15 protein-coding genes are annotated in these 20208 nt (G+C 41.9%); 9 read left to right on the forward strand and 6 right to left on the reverse strand.

The window, feature by feature from the left end; all coding sequences use genetic code 11:
- Window positions 1–203: 203 nt before the first annotated feature.
- Window positions 204–851, forward strand: coding sequence for a hypothetical protein (locus tag QZ076_RS00195; RefSeq protein ID WP_293709203.1), 648 nt, complete (start codon window positions 204–206; stop codon window positions 849–851).
- Here the strand turns inward: QZ076_RS00195 and QZ076_RS00200 are convergent.
- From QZ076_RS00200 to typA, 4 genes are all read right to left on the reverse strand, one after another.
- The gene (locus QZ076_RS00200; protein ID WP_293709205.1) at window positions 838–2910 is read right to left on the reverse strand and encodes a HAMP domain-containing sensor histidine kinase; all 2073 of its coding nucleotides are present in this window, start codon (window positions 2908–2910) and stop codon (window positions 838–840) included. The genes QZ076_RS00195 and QZ076_RS00200 overlap by 14 nt on opposite strands.
- Window positions 2907–4997 (reverse strand): ATP-binding protein, encoded by a 2091-nt coding sequence (locus tag QZ076_RS00205; RefSeq protein ID WP_293709207.1) that lies wholly within the window; start codon window positions 4995–4997, stop codon window positions 2907–2909. Before QZ076_RS00205 ends, QZ076_RS00200 begins: the two co-directional genes overlap by 4 nt.
- Window positions 4998–5003: 6 nt before the next feature.
- A complete protein-coding gene (locus tag QZ076_RS00210; RefSeq protein ID WP_293709208.1) occupies window positions 5004–7067 on the reverse strand; it encodes a HAMP domain-containing sensor histidine kinase in 2064 nt (687 codons plus the stop codon).
- 174 nt (window positions 7068–7241) lie between these two features.
- Window positions 7242–9038, reverse strand: a complete 1797-nt coding sequence (typA, locus tag QZ076_RS00215; protein WP_293709209.1) for a translational GTPase TypA — start codon at window positions 9036–9038, stop codon at window positions 7242–7244.
- 171 nt (window positions 9039–9209) lie between these two features.
- On the opposite strand from typA, the gene rpsO reads away from it, so the two are divergent.
- The 8 genes from rpsO (at window position 9210) to QZ076_RS00255 (ending at window position 16685) form a co-directional block, all read left to right on the forward strand.
- A complete protein-coding gene (gene rpsO / locus QZ076_RS00220; protein ID WP_075559871.1) occupies window positions 9210–9479 on the forward strand; it encodes a 30S ribosomal protein S15 in 270 nt (89 codons plus the stop codon).
- Between the two features lie 150 nt (window positions 9480–9629).
- Window positions 9630–10214, forward strand: a complete 585-nt coding sequence (locus tag QZ076_RS00225) for an XRE family transcriptional regulator (RefSeq protein WP_075559870.1) — start codon at window positions 9630–9632, stop codon at window positions 10212–10214.
- A 17-nt stretch (window positions 10215–10231) separates the two neighbouring features.
- Window positions 10232–11887, forward strand: coding sequence for an AMP-binding protein (locus tag QZ076_RS00230; RefSeq protein ID WP_293709212.1), 1656 nt, complete (start codon window positions 10232–10234; stop codon window positions 11885–11887).
- 396 nt (window positions 11888–12283) lie between these two features.
- Window positions 12284–13702 (forward strand): adenosylhomocysteinase, encoded by a 1419-nt coding sequence (gene ahcY / locus QZ076_RS00235; protein WP_293709214.1) that lies wholly within the window; start codon window positions 12284–12286, stop codon window positions 13700–13702.
- 147 nt (window positions 13703–13849) lie between these two features.
- The gene (locus tag QZ076_RS00240) at window positions 13850–14884 is read left to right on the forward strand and encodes a dehydrogenase (protein WP_293709216.1); all 1035 of its coding nucleotides are present in this window, start codon (window positions 13850–13852) and stop codon (window positions 14882–14884) included.
- Entirely contained in the window at window positions 14866–15456 is a 591-nt protein-coding gene (locus tag QZ076_RS00245; protein WP_028726472.1) for an SIS domain-containing protein, read from the forward strand. Before QZ076_RS00240 ends, QZ076_RS00245 begins: the two co-directional genes overlap by 19 nt.
- Before the next feature lies 1 nt (window position 15457).
- Complete coding sequence (locus QZ076_RS00250) at window positions 15458–16162, forward strand: nucleotidyltransferase family protein (RefSeq protein ID WP_293709220.1); 705 nt, start codon at window positions 15458–15460, stop codon at window positions 16160–16162.
- A complete protein-coding gene (locus tag QZ076_RS00255) occupies window positions 16140–16685 on the forward strand; it encodes an HAD family hydrolase (RefSeq protein WP_293709222.1) in 546 nt (181 codons plus the stop codon). Before QZ076_RS00250 ends, QZ076_RS00255 begins: the two co-directional genes overlap by 23 nt.
- Here the strand turns inward: QZ076_RS00255 and QZ076_RS00260 are convergent.
- The gene (locus QZ076_RS00260; protein ID WP_293709224.1) at window positions 16667–17668 is read right to left on the reverse strand and encodes a glycosyltransferase; all 1002 of its coding nucleotides are present in this window, start codon (window positions 17666–17668) and stop codon (window positions 16667–16669) included. The two genes, QZ076_RS00255 and QZ076_RS00260, sit on opposite strands and share 19 nt — an antisense overlap.
- Complete coding sequence (locus QZ076_RS00265; RefSeq protein ID WP_293709226.1) at window positions 17665–20205, reverse strand: YfhO family protein; 2541 nt, start codon at window positions 20203–20205, stop codon at window positions 17665–17667. The genes QZ076_RS00260 and QZ076_RS00265 overlap by 4 nt, the downstream gene beginning before the upstream one ends.
- Window positions 20206–20208: the final 3 nt, after the last annotated feature.

A 20208-nucleotide genomic window follows, 5' to 3' on the forward strand; every position in this document is an offset into this window, starting at 1 on the left:
ATGGAGGCAGCCTTTCTTTTTTAATACATAGTTACCGGTCTTCTATGCCGTTGCCTTGATCACCAGCAGATTGACTGCTTTCTATATGTCCCATCAGCCCCATTATGTCTAAAAATATATATCTTTCCTGTACGAGTAAATCATAAATAGTTTATATTTACAGCAGGAAACAAATATATTAGTAACCACCTAATAGACTATTTATGAAACAGATTCTACTATTTTACCTGATCTGTATTATGCATACATCCGGCCTCGTTGCCCAGATAGACAGTACACAATTCCTGTTAAAAGATTTCCAGGACGGATATGTATTTTATAAAGATGGACGGCAATTCCGTGTCCCAATGAATTACAGTCTATTAATCAAAAAATTCCTGTTTATCGATCAAAATGACAATAATAATATAAAAGAATTTCTGGAGCCAGAAATGGTTGCAACGATCAAGATCGGCGAAAGAATCTTTCTTCCGACCAAAGACGGAGCTACGGAAGTATTGCAGATGGACCCTCCTATTTTTGTCCAATATAGAGGCTCGATGCGTTGGGAAGGGAAAAACGTCGGATATGGCGGACGGTCGGAGACCTCAGCCGTAGACTCATACTCAAGCTTCCAGTCCGGAAATACCGTACATAAACTGGAAACGGAAAAACTGATTTTAACCCGGATCGATAAGATATTCCGAATTGAACGGAATGGAAAGCAATACCGTTTTATCAATGAAAAGCAATTCTTGAAAGCCTTTCCGGAAAAGAAAGAGACCTTGAAAGAGTATATCAAAAAGAATGATTTCGACTTTAATGCGATAGATGATGTTTTACAGGTATATAACTATGCTACTGCTCTTTAAACAACGGTAATATAAAGACAAAACATGCACCGGCTGTATAAGAGGCATCTATATAGACTTCTCCTCCAAAACGGGTGGAGATTGCTTTGCATATTGGCAAACCCAAACCAGCACCCTGTTTAAAGTCATTCACTTTTTCAAACCGGTCAAAAATAATCTTTTGCTTATCCAATGGAATGCCACATCCTGTATCGCTAACAGAGAAACAAATTCTCTTATTTATCACATCCACCTTATAATCCAGACGTATTTCTCCTTCTTCCGTAAATTTCGCAGCATTTATCAACAGATTCACCAGCAACTGCTGCAAACGAAGCGGATCGGTACGCATAAAATAAGGGGCTTCAGAGTAGGTAAAAATCACCTTTACGCCTGGATTTACCCGATGCCGCATTGTATCCAAAGCATGCAGGCAACATGCATGAATATCGACATCCTGATAACACAATGAAAAATTAACAGCCTCCAGTCGAGATAAATCAAGTACATCGCTGACCAGATTCAACAATAAATCCGAATTATTATTGATTATTTGTATATATTCTACCCGTTCCTCCTCCGATGAATCAGCCAACAAACCTGTAAAACCAACGATGGCATTTAAAGGTGTGCGTATTTCATGACTGATGTTGGCTATAAAATTACTTTTCATTCTGTCAGCCTTTTCTGCTTTTTCCCTTGCCATCTCCAAATTACGGTTTATGTCATTCAAGAATTCCTTTTCCCGTTCCAACACATTTCTCAAACGATGTGTATTCAAAGAGTATCGAATTAAAAAGATTAGTAAGATTGCCAGAATTACAGAAGAAGCGATCAATAAGACCAAGAGGATCTGTTTATTCCTCAATTCTCTTTTCTGTGTTAACAAAACTAGTTCCTGCTTTTCCCGTTCATTCAATTGCTGTAAAGAATGAAGCTGATCAACCTGTGAGAGATAGGCATTGAGGTTCTTCTCTTTATAAATCTCCAACAATTGTTGGGAGGTTTCCAAAACGGCTTTATTATCACCTTTAGCCTTTAATATTTGAATTTTCAATCGAAGAACTTCATCATCCCCTTCTTCAATCGGCTGCAGTTCCGAAAGAGCCTGGTCATACTTTTTTACCATAAAAAAGTAATGTCCCATTGCAAATTTATTAATTGCCCACGCAAATCCCCGCAATGCATCTTTATAGAGCTCCTGCTTCTGAATAGCTTCGACAGCTTCTTCATTTTTACCTTGCAGCGAATACATCCATATTTTATATGAATACAAAAAACAACGGGAATATCTGGCATCATAATTCTCAAAATTCATGCTCGATTCTATCTTTATCAAAATTTCCTCATAATAATCCAGCAAATGTTCTGCTTTTATAAACTCCGATTGATAAATATAAATTCGAACAAGACTTTCTGCCACCTGCAGTTTATACCGTAACTGATCGTCTTCCTTATTCAAGAGGGATAAACAAGTTTCCATGTTCAAAACTGCATCCTCGTATCGCCCCGAGAACATATAAATCAGTCCCAAATTCTCACTGGATAAAATCATCCCTTTTGTACTACCAGTCTTTTCCGCCAATAAGCGCTGGCTGATAGCAATATTCATGGCCGATTCCAACTTGAAATCTTTACTCGACGACATATACACACGGCACAGATAATTATACACCTGAAATTGATACTCAACAGCCCTACTATCTTTTTTCCCGATCGAATCAAGCTTGTTGGCCCAAAACACTAAACTGTCGACATCCTCTTTAATGGCATAATACTTACCAATGGCACTCATCGCACGATAACAGCAGTCAAGAGAATCAGCTTCATTTGCAACCTCTATAACCTGTTTCCAATAGGTCACTTCGTCTTGCTTTCCTGCACTCAGAGTTGCCAGGATTTGCAGAGTTTCTATTTTTTCATTCGGTTTATCCAGTTTCGATAAAACATGCAATAAACTATCCTGCTTTTGCTGCAAAACAACATTTGCTTCAGATGCCCGGCTCCGCGAGATAGTCAGAAGCAGAAGCAAGAGAATGAGTATCAGGCAATCAACAATATTCTTACTAATCACATTCATTTGTTATCCACATTTCCCGAAAAAGGTAACTCAAAGACAAAGCGAGCACCCTGTGTATAAAGCGAATCGACATACAAACGACCTCCGAAACGGTTAGAAATAGCACTGCAAATGGACAACCCCAGCCCTGCACCCTGCTTGAAATTATTCAACTTCTGGAAACGATTGAATATAATTTCCTGTTTATCCAGAGGAATGCCGCAACCAGTATCTGTAACAGAGAACTTAATCAGGTGAGCAGCTTTATCAACCTGATAATCCAAATGTATTTCCCCCTCTTCTGTACATTTTGCCGCATTCGTCAACAAATTTACCAGTAACTGTTGTAAACGGAGCGGGTCGGTGCTTATAATATAAGGTGCATCCGAACAACTGAAAACAAGATTTACACCGGAATTTACCCGATGCTTTATTGTTGTCAACGCATATTGGCAACACTCTTGAATATCAACTCTCTGATAATGCAACATAAAAGAATCAGCCTCCAGATGAGATAAGTCGAGAACATCACTAACGAGGTTCAACAGCAGATCAGAATTATTATTAATGACCTGCATATATTCATCACGTTCCTCCCTGGTAGAATCAGCCAACAGACTTGTAAAACCGACAATCGCATTCAAAGGCGTACGTATCTCATGACTGATATTTGCAATGAAATTACTTTTCATTCTATCTGCTTTTTCTGCTCGTTGTCTCGCGACTTCCAGATTCTTATTTGTCTCTATCAACGCAGATTGTTCCTTTAAAAGAATATTCTTCAATTTCCGGGTACGAGTCAAATAACGAAGCAAGAATAAAAGAGACAATAACAAAACCGAAGCAAGAATAATCAGCACAATCAATTGCAAACGTCTATTCTCAAGCTCTTTCTGTTGCAGATTAATTTTTTGTACAGCCTTATCCTCCTCGTTCAGTTTCTGAAGAGACCGAAGCTGGTCGATTTGCTTTGTATAAGCAAGTTCATTCTGAGATTTTCTATGATTCAGAAATTCCTGATAAACATTCAATTCATCCCGCTTTTTCCCCAACATCCTATAAATAGCAGCTCTTAATTCAAAGACAGGAGATTCCCGATCTGTTCGCCCATTAATAAACTCAAGAGCCTTCGAATAATCTTTCAGCAGATAATAATAACTAGCCATTGAGAGATTATAAACAGTCAAAATATAATTTTTAGATACATATTCTTTATACGGCTCCAGATATTCAATTGCTTGAGCGGCCTTTTCCGGCATACTTATTTCTGAATAAAGTCTGATCCGGTAAAGCGCAAGAATAGCATGCAACTCACCACCATAAAGACTTTTAAACCTTACATCACTTGCTTCCAACTTAGATAAAACATTTTCATAATCATCCAATGCCTTTTCTGCCTTTTGATAAGCATTCAAATATAAATAACTACGAATCAAACATTCATTCACCTGCAATTCATAAATAAATTCATTATCCAGTCGCTTCAGTATAGAGATACAATTTTCAAAGGCTTTGACAGATTCTTCAAAACGGTTAGTAGACATATAAATCATTCCCCAATTTTCATTACAACAAGCAAAACCATACTGGTAATCGGCCTTTTCTGCCCAGATTTGTTCCTTTACAGCTTCATTCATGGCCAGTTCATGTTCATCCAGGTTTAAATATAAACGACAGAGTGTATTATGAGTCAAAAATAATTCAACAGGATATTCCTTACGAACAGTTATAATCGAGTCAAACTTACTTACCCAATAAGTCAGGGAATCCAGCTGAAAAGTATTACAGTAATAACGACTTATAAAAAACAAAGACTCATAACGTTTATTTATTGAATCTGCCAGACAGGCAGCCTCATACATCTTCAACGAGTAATCCCTTTCCTCTTCCGTAAACCTGGTTAATGACACCAGATCACGAAATACCCCAATTCGCAGTGCCGGTTTCTCTGTCTTCGAAAGCAATTCCAACAGACTATCCTTTTTCTGTTTCAACAGATCTTCGTTATCATTAGCCTTCAGTGCCAATGTACTAAAGAATAAACTGAATAAAAGAAGTAACCAAAATGACTCTTTCTTCTTGATAATTATTAAAGTCGTTTTTTTCATATTACTTCAACTAACCAATGGAAGTTTAAAAATAAACCGGGCACCTTTAGTATAAGATGAATCTATCGAAACAGAGCCACCTAAACGACGAGCAATTTCACTACATATCGGCAACCCTAAACCTGCGCCTTGTTTAAAGTCATCCACTTTCTCAAACCGATTAAATATAGCTTCCTGTTTTTCCAATGGTATACCACAACCAGTATCTGTCACAGAAAACACAAGTTCCTGTGATTCCTTATCTATCCGATAATCCAGATTAATTTCTCCCTCTTCCGTATACTTAGCGGCGTTAATCAGCAAGTTAGTCAATAATTGCTGAAGCCGGGAAGAATCCGTACGCAAAATTAAAGGTGTATCCGGATGGGTAAAAGTCAGTTTAACTCCCTGAGCCACCTTGTGACTAATCGCACTTAGAACTTCCTGGCCACAATTCCGGATATCTACATCCTGAATATCCAATGTAAAACTATCGGCTTCCAGTTTGGACAAATCCAATACATCGTTAACCAGTTTCAACAACAAATCCGTATTTACATTAATTATATTGATAAATTCCGCCTGCTCTTCTTCTGTCACATCATTCAACAGGGCAGAGAAACCAACAATAGCATTTAGCGGAGTACGTATCTCATGACTGACATTGGCAACAAAAGAAGTTTTCACCTGATCAGCTTTCTCTGCTCTCTCTTTTGCGACCTTCAAATACGCTGTAGATTCTTTCAACGAAAGTTGTTCCCTTTCAAGTGCATTTTTTAATTTTCCAATCTTCAATGCATACCGAATAACACCGATAAGGAGAACAATCAACACACATATAAATATAAAAAATGCAATCAGTAATTCTTGCTTATGAACAATCTCTATTTTCTGGTTTTGCAGTAACTGAGCTTGCTTTTCCTTTTCAATCAACTCATGAAGGATACGCAACTGGTCAATTTGTCGTGTATAAGCCGAAACATTCAATTTTTCTACATATTTCAACGCATCCTGATATGTTTCTATAGCCTCATCAAACTTTCCGGCAGCAACTAATATTTTAATCTTTTCTTCCAAAGGCTCCAGCGAATAGTCTACCTCCAATGTCTTATTGACATATTCCAAAGCCAACGGATAATTATCCACAAAGTAGTAATAACGTGTCATGGCAAGATAATAAGCAGATGTATAACCAGGATCATATGTCTCATTCATATATTTGGTAGCCTTTTGAACCGCATCTCCAGCCTTTTCCCTCAGACTTTTTGCAACATAATAATTCACATAATATGAATAAAGCATGCAATAAGAGGCTTTTTCATACCTCCGGTCATCTACCGGATTTGCCAGAAGAATTCCTTTATCCAATACTGTACGATAAAAATCAAGCATCACTTTCATTTTATCCAATTCATTGATATGTAAATAAGCTGCTGCCAAATAAGACATGATCTGAACCTCTAGTATAGGTTTATCTCCTTCTTCTTTCAACAATGTCAAGCTCTTCTCCAAAGGAGGAATTGCATCCTCATCACGTCCGATCATCAAGTAAATCAATCCTATATTTTCATTACAAGTTATGATTCCATCTCTATAGCCAAGAGATTCGACTTCACGCAAAAGGCTAACAGCCTGATTCATAGCCACCTCATACTCACCATTTACGACATAGTATCGACAGACGCAATCACGTAGGTCAAAAGAGGCTTCTTTAAGCTCATGATGTTCTTTAGCAATCGAATCAACTATTGCCAAAGTTGATAATATACTATCGAGTTGATTGAAATTACAGTAATAGTGCCCCAAGGAAACAGATGCTTTGCCGAAGGCATCGATAGAATCATTTTCTAAAGATACTTTGACAAGCATCTTCAAATATTTCTCTTCATCCAGAGTAAATTTATTCAAAAAAATCAATTGACGGTACAATTCAATTCGCTTACCCGGATCCGTTGTATGATCCAAAACACGACACAGACTGTCCGTCATTTCATGGTATCTATCATTATTTGCTTTTATAGTGCATAATTCAAAGCAGAATAAACTCAACAATATAAATACATATTGATTACAAACTCTTTTTATCTTCATACTAGTGCTTAGGGTACGCTTCATGCATCAAAAACGCCTCATATTTTATTCCGGAAATAAATTACAATAATCGTAAATAAAAACGAAATAAGCAAGTTTTCTCTCAAAAAGAAAAGGTGATACATACTAATTATTAATATATATCACCTTTTACCCTTACTTTTTTATTCTGAATTACCTTCCCTGACGTTTGCGTTCCGTTTCATCCAGAATAACCTTACGCATACGCATATAATTCGGAGTTATTTCCACATATTCGTCGGCCTTGATATATTCCAAAGCATCTTCCAGACTGAAAACGATAGGAGGTGCCAATGAGACCTTATCATCCGAACCGGAAGCACGCATATTGGTGAGCTTCTTCGATTTCGTTACATTAACAACCAGATCGCCTTCTTTTGTATGCTCGCCAACTACCTGACCGGCATAAACTTCTTCCTGCGGAGAAATAAAGAAACGACCGCGGGACTGCAGATTGTTCAATGCGTAAGCAAATGCCGTACCTGTTTCCATTGCGATGATCGAGCCGTTGTTACGACGTTCGATCTCACCTTTCCACGGTTGATATTCGAGGAAACGGTGTGCCATGATCGCTTCACCGGCAGAAGCAGTCAGAACAGCATTGTTCAAACCGATAATACCACGCGAAGGTATATTGAACTCAAGATGCATACGATCGTTCTTACTTTCCATCATGGTCATCTCTCCTTTACGCTTGGTCACCATATCGATAATACGGCTGGATGATTCTTCCGGAAGATTGATAGTCAGCTGCTCGATCGGCTCACATTTTTCACCGTCGATTTCTTTGATAATAACCTGGGGCTGACCTACCTGCAACTCGTATCCTTCGCGACGCATCGTTTCGATCAATACGGACAAGTGAAGTACACCGCGACCGTACACCAACCATGAGTCGGCAGAGTCGGTCGGAACCACACGAAGGGCAAGGTTCTTATCCAGCTCTTTCTGCAGACGCTCAAAAATATGACGGGATGTCACAAACTTACCGTCTTTTCCGAAGAACGGAGAGTTGTTGATGGTAAAGAGCATAGACATTGTAGGCTCGTCGATAGCGATGGTCGGCAGGGGTTCCGGAGCGTTGACATCAGCAATCGTTTCACCGATTTCAAAACCTTCGATTCCTATTACTGCACAGATATCTCCTGACTGAACAGATGAAACCTTTGTACGTCCCAAACCTTCAAAGACATTCACTTCCTTGATTTTTGACTTTACCATCGAACCGTCGCGCTTGCAAAGCATCACATCCTGCCCTTCACGCAATTCACCGCGATGAACACGGCCTACTGCGATACGGCCTACGTATTTGGAGAAGTCCAGAGAGGTAATCAACATCTGAGGCGTACCTTCCAATACTTTCGGCTCCGGAATATACTCGATAATGGCATCCAGCAACGCCAGGATATCCTCTTTCGGTTCCTTCCAGTCGGTCGACATCCATCCTTGTTTAGCCGAACCGTAGATAGTCGGGAAATCCAACTGTTCTTCCGTTGCATCCAGGCTGAACATCAAATCGAATACCATTTCCTGTACTTCCGACGGGCGGCAATTGGGTTTGTCTACCTTATTAATAACAACAATCGGTTTCAATCCTAACTGGATCGCTTTCTGAAGAACGAAACGGGTCTGAGGCATCGGGCCTTCAAACGCATCGACCAGCAACAGACAACCGTCTGCCATGTTCAATACACGTTCCACTTCCCCTCCGAAGTCGGCGTGCCCCGGAGTATCAATAATATTGATTTTATAATCCTTATAATTAATAGAGACATTCTTGGCCAGGATCGTAATACCTCGTTCACGTTCCAGATCATTGTTGTCCATAAACTGATCCGGCTCAGCCTGTCCCTCACGGAAAAGCTTACCGGCTAATAACATCTTATCCACAAGCGTCGTTTTGCCGTGGTCTACGTGCGCGATTATCGCGATGTTTCTGAGTTTTTGCATCGAAGACTAATTTATTGGCTGCAAAAGTACGACATTTTTACGATATGTATGTGATATTCATGTTGCAAAATATAAAAAAGACAAGGAAAAGTGTTGCCAGACAAAAAAGTTATGCATATCTTTGTCGCCGCTTAGATAATATAGTATCAATTTATTAAAGTAAAAAGAATCATGTATTTAGATTCAGCAAAGAAAAAAGAATTATTCGAAAAGTATGGCAAATCAGCTGCTGACACAGGTTCTGCAGAAAGCCAGATCGCTCTGTTCACAGTACGTATTGCACACTTGACAGAACACTTGAAAGCTAATCACAAAGATTACAGCACTGAAAGAGCTCTGAAAATGTTGGTAGGTAAACGTCGTCGTTTATTGGATTATCTGATCAAGACTGATATCGAAAGATATCGTTCTATCATCAAAGAGCTTGGTATCAGAAAATAAGAAACTACTTCTCCGGAAGTTCACAAAAGGGCAATTCTTTAAAGAGTTGCCCTTTTTTTCTTTCAGTAAATTGCATTGGAAAATAAAATATTAATGTAAATTTGCGGCGTTTAGTTACAAATTAAAAGATATACTAATAAAATCATACTTATGGGAAACAACAAAATTATCGGAGCCAAGATAAAAAGTATCCGTGATTCTAAACAACTTTCCATCGAAGAAGTGGCCGAACGTTCCGGCCTGAGTGTAGAACAGATCGAACGCATCGAAAGCAATGTAGATTTTCCTTCGCTGGCACCACTCATCAAAATAGCACGGGTACTGGGTGTTCGCCTGGGCACATTCCTTGACGACCAGTCTGAACTAGGCCCGGTAATCTGCCGTAAAAAAGATAGTAACGATTCAAACAGCATCGGTTTCACCAACAATTCAATGGAAAACCGTAAACATATGGAATATCATTCTCTATCGCAGGATAAATCAGGACGCCATATGGAACCGTTCCTGATCGACGTTGCTCCGTCGGAAGAGGGTGTAGATTTTGTCCTTTCGACTCATGAAGGGGAAGAATTCATATATGTACTTGCAGGTGTTCTCGAAATAAACTATGGAAAGAATACTTATATCCTGGAAGAAGGCGACAGTATTTATTACGATTCGATCGTTGCACACCATGTACATGCCGCAGCCGACAGTACAGCTAAAATCCTTGGAGTTGTTTATACCCCCTACTAACTAATTGGAAGAAAGAGATGGAAATACAATTGCAAGATAAGACGCTGGGGCAATGGCTCGAACACTGGGCCGAAACGATCCCGGACAAAGAATATCTGGTTTATTCAGACCGCGACCTGCGTTTCACCTGGAAAGAGTTCAACGAACGTGTAGACCGGATGGCAAAAGGTATGTTGTCCATAGGGATCGGGCACGGCACACATGTGGGCATCTGGGCCACCAATGTGCCTGACTGGCTGACATTCCTTTATGCTGCCGCTAAAATCGGAGCAGTAGCCGTTACAGTCAACACGAATTATAAGCAGAATGAGCTCGAGTTCCTGGCGGAAAATGCCGATATCCATACCATGTGTATCACCGACGGTGTTTTCGACGGAAGCTATATCGATATGATGTATACCATGCTTCCCGAATTAAGGGAGTCACAGCGTGGATACCTGAAAAGCAAACGTTTCCCCAGATTGAAGAACGTGGTTTATATCGGCCAGGAAAAATACCGCGGCATGTATAACACCCCCGAATTGTTATTACTGGGAGAAAACATCAGCGACGATAAGTTGGAAGATGCCAAAAAACTTGTCAATTGTCATGATGTTGTCAATATGCAATATACTTCCGGAACAACAGGTTTCCCGAAAGGCGTTATGTTGACACATTATAATATAGCCAACAACGGACTGTTGACCGGTGAACACATGAAGTTTACTACCGACGACAAGTTGTGTTGTTGTGTTCCCCTCTTCCACTGTTTCGGTGTGGTACTGGCCTCTATGAACGTATTGACACACGGTTGTACACAGGTCATGGTTGAAAAATTCGACCCGCTGGTCGTACTGGCTTCTATTCATAAAGAACGTTGTACGGCTCTTTACGGTGTTCCGACCATGTTCATTGCAGAATTGAACCATCCGATGTTCCCGATGTTCGACCTGACTTCGCTCCGTACCGGTATCATGGCGGGCTCACTTTGCCCGGTGGAACTGATGCGCCAGGTGGAAGAGAAGATGTACATGAAAGTAACCAGCGTATATGGTCTGACAGAAACATCTCCGGGCATGACGCACTCGCGCATCGACGATCCGGCAGAAGCCCGTCACAACACGGTTGGCCGCGATTTCGAGTTCACCGAAGTACGCGTCATCGACCCCGAAACCGGAGAAGAATGTCCGGTTGGCGTACAGGGAGAAATGTGCAACCGCGGTTACAACAACATGAAAGGATATTACAACAATCCTGCCGCCACTGCCGAAGTGATCGACAAAGATGGTTTCCTTCATAGTGGCGACCTCGGGATCAAAGACGAGAACGGATATTACCGTATCACCGGACGTATCAAGGATATGATTATCCGCGGTGGAGAGAATGTCTATCCGCGCGAGATCGAAGAATATCTTTACCATCTGGAAGGGGTGAAGGATGTTCAGGTAGCAGCCGTCCCGTCAAAGAAATACGGAGAGGAAGTGGGTGCCTTTATCATCCTTCACGAAGGAGTAACCATGACCGACGATGTGGTAAAAGACTTCTGCCGCGGTAAGATCGCCCGTCATAAGATACCGAAATATATCTTCTTCGTCGATACCTTCCCGATGACCGGCAGCGGAAAGATACAGAAGTTCAAACTGAAAGACCTCAGCCTGAAGCTGCTGGCCGAACAAGGTATCACTCCGGTATAAATAAGAATTTCCGAACATAGATAACGCAGAATACGCAGATTATCGCAGACGGCATTGATTACTAATCAAATAAGTCTACGTGCTTCTGCGTATTCTGCGTTATTTGTATGTGCTCATTTTATTTGAAGAATTACCTTCTCTGCATTTCCACATATACATCTATTTACCAGCTGATTACAGTTTCCTCGTAATTTCCCGCTTTGGAAACTCCAGTTCCCTGCGGAGGGAACTGCAATTTCCTGCCGGGGGAACTAGCGTTTCCTGCCTGGGAAACTGGAATTTCCTAAGCAGGAAATTTTAATGATACCAGGAGATGGCATATGTTTGTCCCTAGGAATTATTCCTACAACCCAATAATTTGTTATCTTTGCCACACATTCAAAATAATTATTATTTATGTCACAATTATTTCCAACTAATCTGCCTTACAAAGTGGCGGATATGGGTTTGGCAGACTTCGGTCGTAAAGAAATCGAAATCGCCGAACACGAAATGCCGGGATTGATGGCGCTTCGCCAGAAATATGCCGATCAGAAACCTCTGAAAGGTGCCCGTATCACCGGCTCACTGCATATGACTATCCAGACTGCAGTGTTGATCGAAACATTAGTTGCGTTGGGAGCGGATGTACGCTGGGCAAGCTGTAACATCTTCTCTACACAGGATCATGCCGCCGCAGCTATTGCTGCAACAGGTGTTCCCGTTTTTGCCTGGAAAGGTGAAACACTGGAAGAATACTGGTGGTGTACCGACATGGCACTCCGCTTCCCCGACGGAAAAGGTCCTCAGATGATTGTAGACGACGGAGGCGATGCTTCTTTATTGGTTCACATGGGTTATCGTGCTGAAAACGATGCTGAAACAATCAACCGCAAAGGTGGTAACCATGAGGAACAGGTTATTCTGGATACACTGAACAGTATCCTGAAAGAAGACAACCAGCGCTGGCATCGTACGATAGCCGAAATGAAAGGTGTTTCGGAAGAAACGACTACCGGTGTTCACCGTCTGTACCAGATGATGGAAAAAGGCGAACTGCTGGTTCCGGCTATCAATGTGAACGACTCTGTAACGAAATCCAAGTTCGATAACCTGTACGGTTGCCGCGAATCATTGGCTGACGGTATCAAACGTGCTACCGACGTGATGATTGCCGGTAAAGTAGTAGTAGTTGCCGGATATGGTGACGTGGGTAAAGGTTGCGCTCACTCCATGCGTTCGTACGGAGCTCGCGTACTCGTTACTGAAATCGACCCGATCTGCGCATTACAGGCTGCAATGGAAGGCTTCGAAGTAACGACTATGGAAGATGCCGTTAAAGAAGGAAATATATTCGTTACCACTACCGGTAACTGTGACATCATCACGATCGGACACATGAGCCAGATGAAGGATCAAGCCATTGTTTGTAACATCGGTCACTTCGACAACGAGATACAGGTAGACAACCTGGTTAACTACCCGAATATCAAGCATACCAATATCAAACCTCAGGTGGATAAATATACGTTCCCTACCGGAAACTCGATCTTCCTATTGGCTGAAGGCCGTTTGGTAAACCTGGGTTGTGCAACAGGCCACCCGTCATTCGTGATGAGTAACTCGTTCACCAACCAGGTATTAGCCCAGATCGACTTATGGACAATGCCTTACGAAATAGGTGTTTACCGTCTGCCGAAACGTCTGGACGAAGAAGTTGCCCGTCTGCACCTCGAACGCATCGGCGTGAAACTGTCTACCCTGAGCCCGAAACAGGCCGACTATATCGGAGTGCCGGTAGAAGGTCCGTACAAGGCAGACCATTACAGATATTAAAAATAATTAGCCAATAAAAGAATGTGCCAATATGCCAATTTAGGAAATAATTGAATGAATTACTATTTCCATTGGCTTTTTGGCACATTCTCACATTAGCTAATTATTAATTGGCATATTGGCACATTAACTAATCGGCAAATTATTATGTTATACCGAAGTAAAGCACCTTTCAGACTGGGAATTGCCGGAGGAGGAACAGATGTATCTCCTTACTCAGACCTCTATGGCGGTGCCATCCTCAACGTTACCGTCAACCTGTACGCCCATGCGACCATTCGTCCGCTCAACAATGGGAAGATACGGCTCGTCCACATCAATGAAAACATTACGGAAGAGTTCGACGCGGTAAGCCAGTTGCCACTGGAAGGCCGGTTGTTATTGCAACGGGGTATCTACAACTCGATCGTTGCGCGGTATAACAACGGGGAACCGCTTTCCTTCGAACTGATCACCCAGATGGATGTACCTTCCGGTTCAGGGCTCGGCACCTCTTCCACCCTTGTTGTCGCCATCCTCGGCGCATTTACCGAATGGCTACGACTGCCGTTGGGTAAATATGACATTGCGCATTACGCTTACGAAATAGAACGCATCGACCTCAACATGGCCGGAGGTAAACAAGATCAGTATGCAGCCACTTTCGGAGGAGTCAACTTCATGGAATTCCTGGAAGACGATAAAGTGATTGTCAACCCTCTCCGTATCAGTGACGATATCCTGCAGGAATGGGCGATGAATACCGTCCTTTTCTATACCGACCAGCAACGTTGCTCCGGCAAGATCATCGAAGAACAGGCCGAGAACGTCAAAAACAACAAGAACGATTCGCTGGAAGCGATGCATAATGTAAAACATGAAGCCTTCCGCATGAAGAACTGCCTATTAAGGGACGAACTGATCGAACTGGGAAAAGCTCTCAACACAAGCTGGACCAATAAAAAGAAAATGGCCCGCAACATCTCGAATGAATTTATAGATCATATATACGAAACCGCCCTGTCTAACGGTGCGTTAGGTGGGAAAATCTCTGGTGCCGGAGGAGGAGGATTTATGTTCTTCTATTGTCCCGGAAATAGCTGCTACAAAGTATCCGAAGCATTAAGCAAGATGAATATCGGACGCATACAACAATTTGAATTTTGTAAGAAAGGACTGAACACATGGACAGTAAAGGAATAATCAGAAAACGGTTGGAGCAACACCGCGACGTGATCGAACAGATCTTGTCGGACGAGAAGTTGCAAGACATGATCGCACAGATCACTGAAACGATTGTCACCTGTTTCAAATACGGAGGAAGGGTTTATTTCTGCGGAAACGGAGGAAGCGCCGCCGATGCACAACACCTGGCTGCCGAGTTCTCGGGTAAGTTCTATCTGGAGCGGGATATCCTGCCGTCCGAGGCATTGCACTGTAACTCTTCTTACATCACAGCCGTATCCAACGACCTTAGCTTCGAAATCATCTATTCCCGTCTTATTTCGGGCATAGGGAAAGCCGGTGATGTATTGATCGGCCTGTCCACTTCGGGCAATTCTGCCAATATCGTAAAAGCATTCGAGACATGCCATGAAAAGGCGATCACGACGGTGGCCTTTACTGGTTCCGACGGGGGGCGGATGCGTGAATTATCCAAACTCATTATCAATGTGCCGTCTACCGATACACCGCGCATCCAGGAAGCGCATATCACCATCGGACATATCATTTGCGAGCTGGTAGAAGAAGAAATATTCGGTAAAAAGAAATAAGATGGAGTGTATCATATTGGCGGGAGGAATGGGGACACGGCTACAAAGCGTAGTATCGGACGTCCCTAAATGTATGGCGCCGGTAGCCGGACATCCTTTCCTGTATTATCTGATTACCTCGCTGACTGAAGCAGGTTTCAACCATATCATCCTTGCGCTGGGATACAAGCATGAAATTATAGAGGAATGGATCAGGGCGAATGCATTCCCCATAGATATATCGACTGTCACGGAAGAGACTCCGCTGGGTACAGGCGGTGCCGTCAAACTGGCTTTATCGAAGGCCAGAACCAATGAGGTATTTGTCTTAAACGGCGATACATTCTTCGGCGTCCGTTATGCGGAGATGTTGAGCTTACATAAGGCAACAAAACTGGCGGTTACCATCGCCCTGAAGGGAATGGAGAAGTTCGACAGATACGGAGTTGTCGATATAGAACGGCCAACAAGTCGCATCCTGCGCTTCAATGAAAAGCGATATTGCGAATCAGGTCTTATCAACGGAGGCGTATACCTGATCAACCGTCACGAACTGGATAACTTCCCGGTGAAGTTCTCACTGGAGAAAGACTTCTTTGAAACGGCTGTTCATACCTCTACCCTTTCCGGCTATATATCGGAAGGTTACTTTATAGACATCGGTATCCCCAAAGATTACGAACGTGCCCAAACAGACTTTAAAGATGAAAAATACAAAGCCATATAGCACGTTATTCCTGGATCGCGACGGGGTTATCAACAAACAACGTCCGCATGATTATGTCAAATCACCGGACGAGTTCATCTTTCTTGACGGAGCTTTGGAAGCCCTCGAACTCCTTTCCCCCTTGTTCGATCATATTGTGATCGTCACTAATCAGCGGGGGGTCGGTAAAGGGGTTATGAGTATGGAGGCATTGGAAGAGATACATGCCTCTATGTTGGCCACCGTGACACTTCACGGAGGAAGAATAGACAAAGTATATGCTTGTACCGCAACCAGCAATTCCCATAAAAGCCGGAAACCGAATATCGGCATGGCTCTTCAAGCTAAACAGGACTTTCCGGACATAGACTTCTCTACCAGTTTTATGGCAGGTGATAGCATTAGCGATATGCTCTTTGCAAAGAATGCGGGAATTACAGGTGTTTTTATTGGAAATAAATATGGCCCGGGAGAGATATCTAAAACACTCTACCAGGCCCATTATTCTGATTTATTAAGCTTCTCTCAGGCTTTCTTCTTGTAATGTTTCTTCAGTTCTGCTTCAACATCGACCTTTTGTTTCAAAATCACCTTACGAACAAAGGCATAGATAAATCCATTTCCATATCCCCCCAACTGGATAAAACTGGTTATAATAGACAGCAACGCGATAGACAGATTCTTATTTACCCACAAAGATTCCAGAAATAATGCCAGAATATATATACCTAAAGGTAACAATGCCCAAGGACAAATAAATGAGGAGATCAGCAGAAACAAAACTCCCAGGACAAAAACAGCAGGGAGCAGATGTACAGGTTTCAATGAGTCCGGATGCATCAGATATAAATCCACACGAGCCATACCAAACACATAGACCTGTTTGTAGAAAGATTTCAGACTCACCCGGCGCTTATGATAGACATAGGCTTCCGGGAACAACTCTACAGTGAATCCGGCTTTGCGGATACGGGTGCTCAAATCAATATCCTCTCCGAACATATCCTTAAATCCGCCAACTTTGAGATAAGCTTCCCGGGAAAATCCCATATTAAATGTTCTCGGAACGAACTTCTCCAATCCTTTTTTACTACCACGTATCCCACCAGTAGTTAGGAAAGAGGTCATCGAATAACTGATTGCTTTCTGCATCAAAGAAAAAGAGGAATGTGCCCTGTCAGGCCCTCCAAAGCAATCGGCATTTGTTTCTTTCAAATAGTCCGTCACTTTCTGGAAATAATCTTCCGGAATAATACAATCCGAGTCGAAAAAGACCAGATATTTCCCTTCTGCACGCTCCATCCCATAGTTACGGGTTAGGCTTCTTCCTGAGTTGGGTTTAAAAAAATAACGTACATTCAACCGATCGACATACTCCTTGGTTACTTCATCACATCGAACGGCAGAGCCATCCTCTATGATCAATACTTCAAAATCCTTGAATGTCTGCAACAACAGGCTGTCCAACAATTCGCGAACTTCAACGGGACGGTTATATACGGGAATTATGACCGAGTAAGTTATCATTTATCTTTTATATCTGTAGTATTACGACTCTGCTGCCAGTACTTCCATCCAGACCAGCCTACTGCTGCTATTAACAGCAATAAAATCAGGAAAGAGCTATAAGACGATACATAAGCTGCCGTTACATAAACTTCAGGACGGAATTCGAAAACAATTGTATGTTCTCCCGCCGGTACCAACATTCCGCGTAATATCCAGTCTGCACGGAAATGAGGGGCTTCTTTTCCATCAATCGTAGCTTTCCAACCCGGTTGATAGTATATCTCTGAAAAAACAGCCAATTGCTCAGAATCAGCTTTAGTCTTATAAGTCAAACGATTAGGACGGTATTTCTCAAGTACGATCGTTGCCGTAGAATCCTGAAGAGGAGTAAAACCTTCCAAATCTTTAGCAAAGCGTTTATCTACAACCGCTGTTTCCAACGGATTGATCACATTTAAAGCCTCTATCTCCGCATCTGCATTATCTACAATCTCCACCTTATTTACAAACCAAGCATTACCAAAGGCATACGGATTACGGATCGGAGCCTGATCCGGATTATAGATAATATAACGCATATTCAACATATTCAGCGAAGGTGATGCGGCCAAAACCGACATGATATCTTCTACCGATTGCGCTTTCTGCAAAGCTCCTATAATATTCCTGTACTCACCATCCAAACGATGATCGATCAACTCCTGATATCTACGCAATTTAACAGCATGATACCCTCCAATAGAATGGTGGAAATAAGAGACATTTGTATCCTGCCAGGGATTATTCAGACCGAATACACGGAATGACTCGTCCGTATCTTTGAATATCTCTTTATCTGCAACACTTTCTTTATAAGATTCCTGTGCCGTTTCTTTCACATAATTGTTATCATCCAAATAACGACGATCCACAGTCCACAGATCAACCAGGATTAACAGAGCAATAACTGCACTTACAAACATAGCTGTCGCCTGCTTATTCTTCGATTTCCAGTACCACACAAGCAATCCGGCACCTAAAAGAATAAAGATCAAAGAACGTAGAGCATCAGCAGAAGCCAATGAAGCACGGTCCATCAATAACGCAGTATAATACCATTCCGGAACCTGATTCTGGAATTGAGCATCATAGGCTGAATGGAAATTCAATAACAATGACGGCATCAGCCACAGTATTAAACAGAGTCCACCGGTTATCCCCAAAGACCAAAGGAAGCTCTTTTTCAAACGTGCTTCCTCAATCTTCTCCGCAAAGATTTCTTTCAATCCCCAGATTGCGACAAGCGGGAATACAAGTCCGGGTATTACCAGAGCCATCTCCACTGTGCGGAACTTATTGTATAGTGGCAAATAATGGAACATGATATCATTAAACGCATCAAAGTTCCTACCTAAAGCCAGAAATGTCAAAAAGACAGAGCCACCCAATAACCACCATTTCATCGGATTACGAATCACAAACATCCCCAGAACAAACAAGAAACAAACCAATGCTCCAAAATAAACCGGGCCGGATGTAAACGGCTTATCTCCCCAATAAGTATAAGTCTGTATTTCTTTTCCTACCTGCGCTCCATTCTTTTTGAGTTCTTTATATAATTCAGAAGAGCTATCCAATGTTCCTCCCGATCCGCCTCCATATACGTCAGGCACCATAACCGTAAGCAACTCTTTCCAACCATAACTCCATTGGAAAGCATAATCTTTATCCAGTCCGGTAGAAGCTTTCTCTACTTTTCCTGTTTCATCTGCCTTGGGTGTTAATTCAGAAGCTCCGCGAATAGAGTGCTGACCCAAATCCCAGTTTGAGTACATATGTTGAGCATTCGGCAACACAGCCAAAACAACGCAGCCAGCCATAATCAATGAACATTTCAGCCATTCACCATACGCCTTTTGCTTAAACATCTTTATAGCATATCCCAGATAGATGAATAAACAAAGCAGTACTAAATAATATGTTATCTGAATATGTCCGTTAGACAAAGAGAAGGCTACACCCAATAAAAATAAAACTGCTCCCCACAACCATTTCCGTTTAAACAACAAAAACATACCTGCCAATGTAACAGGCATATATCCTATAACATAAGCTTTCACTATATGACCAGCTTCAATTATGATAATATTGTAAGAAGCGAAAGCAAAAGCAATAGCCCCAGCTATTGCCAGCCACCAGTTTACCCCCATTATACACATCAAGAGATAAAAACAAACCAGACCCACAAAAACCATTGCAGCATGTGTATATCCTGGAGTCTTCAACCATCCATCAACAATACTATAAGAAGGTAGTTGGGGGGCAGGATTCCCATATCCCGGACCATAAGGCATACCTGAAAACATCGCATCAGACCAAACACTAAATTCTCCGGGCTCGGCCGTCTTTGCGTATTTATCAACCTGACTTGCCCCCATACCTGTTGCTTTTATATTATCTCCCTGCATGATAACCTTGCCATCAAATACAGCCGGAGAAAAATAAACCATTACTAATCCTAAAAATAAGATCAAGGCAGCGATATGCTTACCCGCATTTTTTACCATACTATGCATATA

Source organism: uncultured Parabacteroides sp., from assembly GCF_905196875.1.
In the GTDB taxonomy this organism is placed as follows: domain Bacteria; phylum Bacteroidota; class Bacteroidia; order Bacteroidales; family Tannerellaceae; genus Parabacteroides.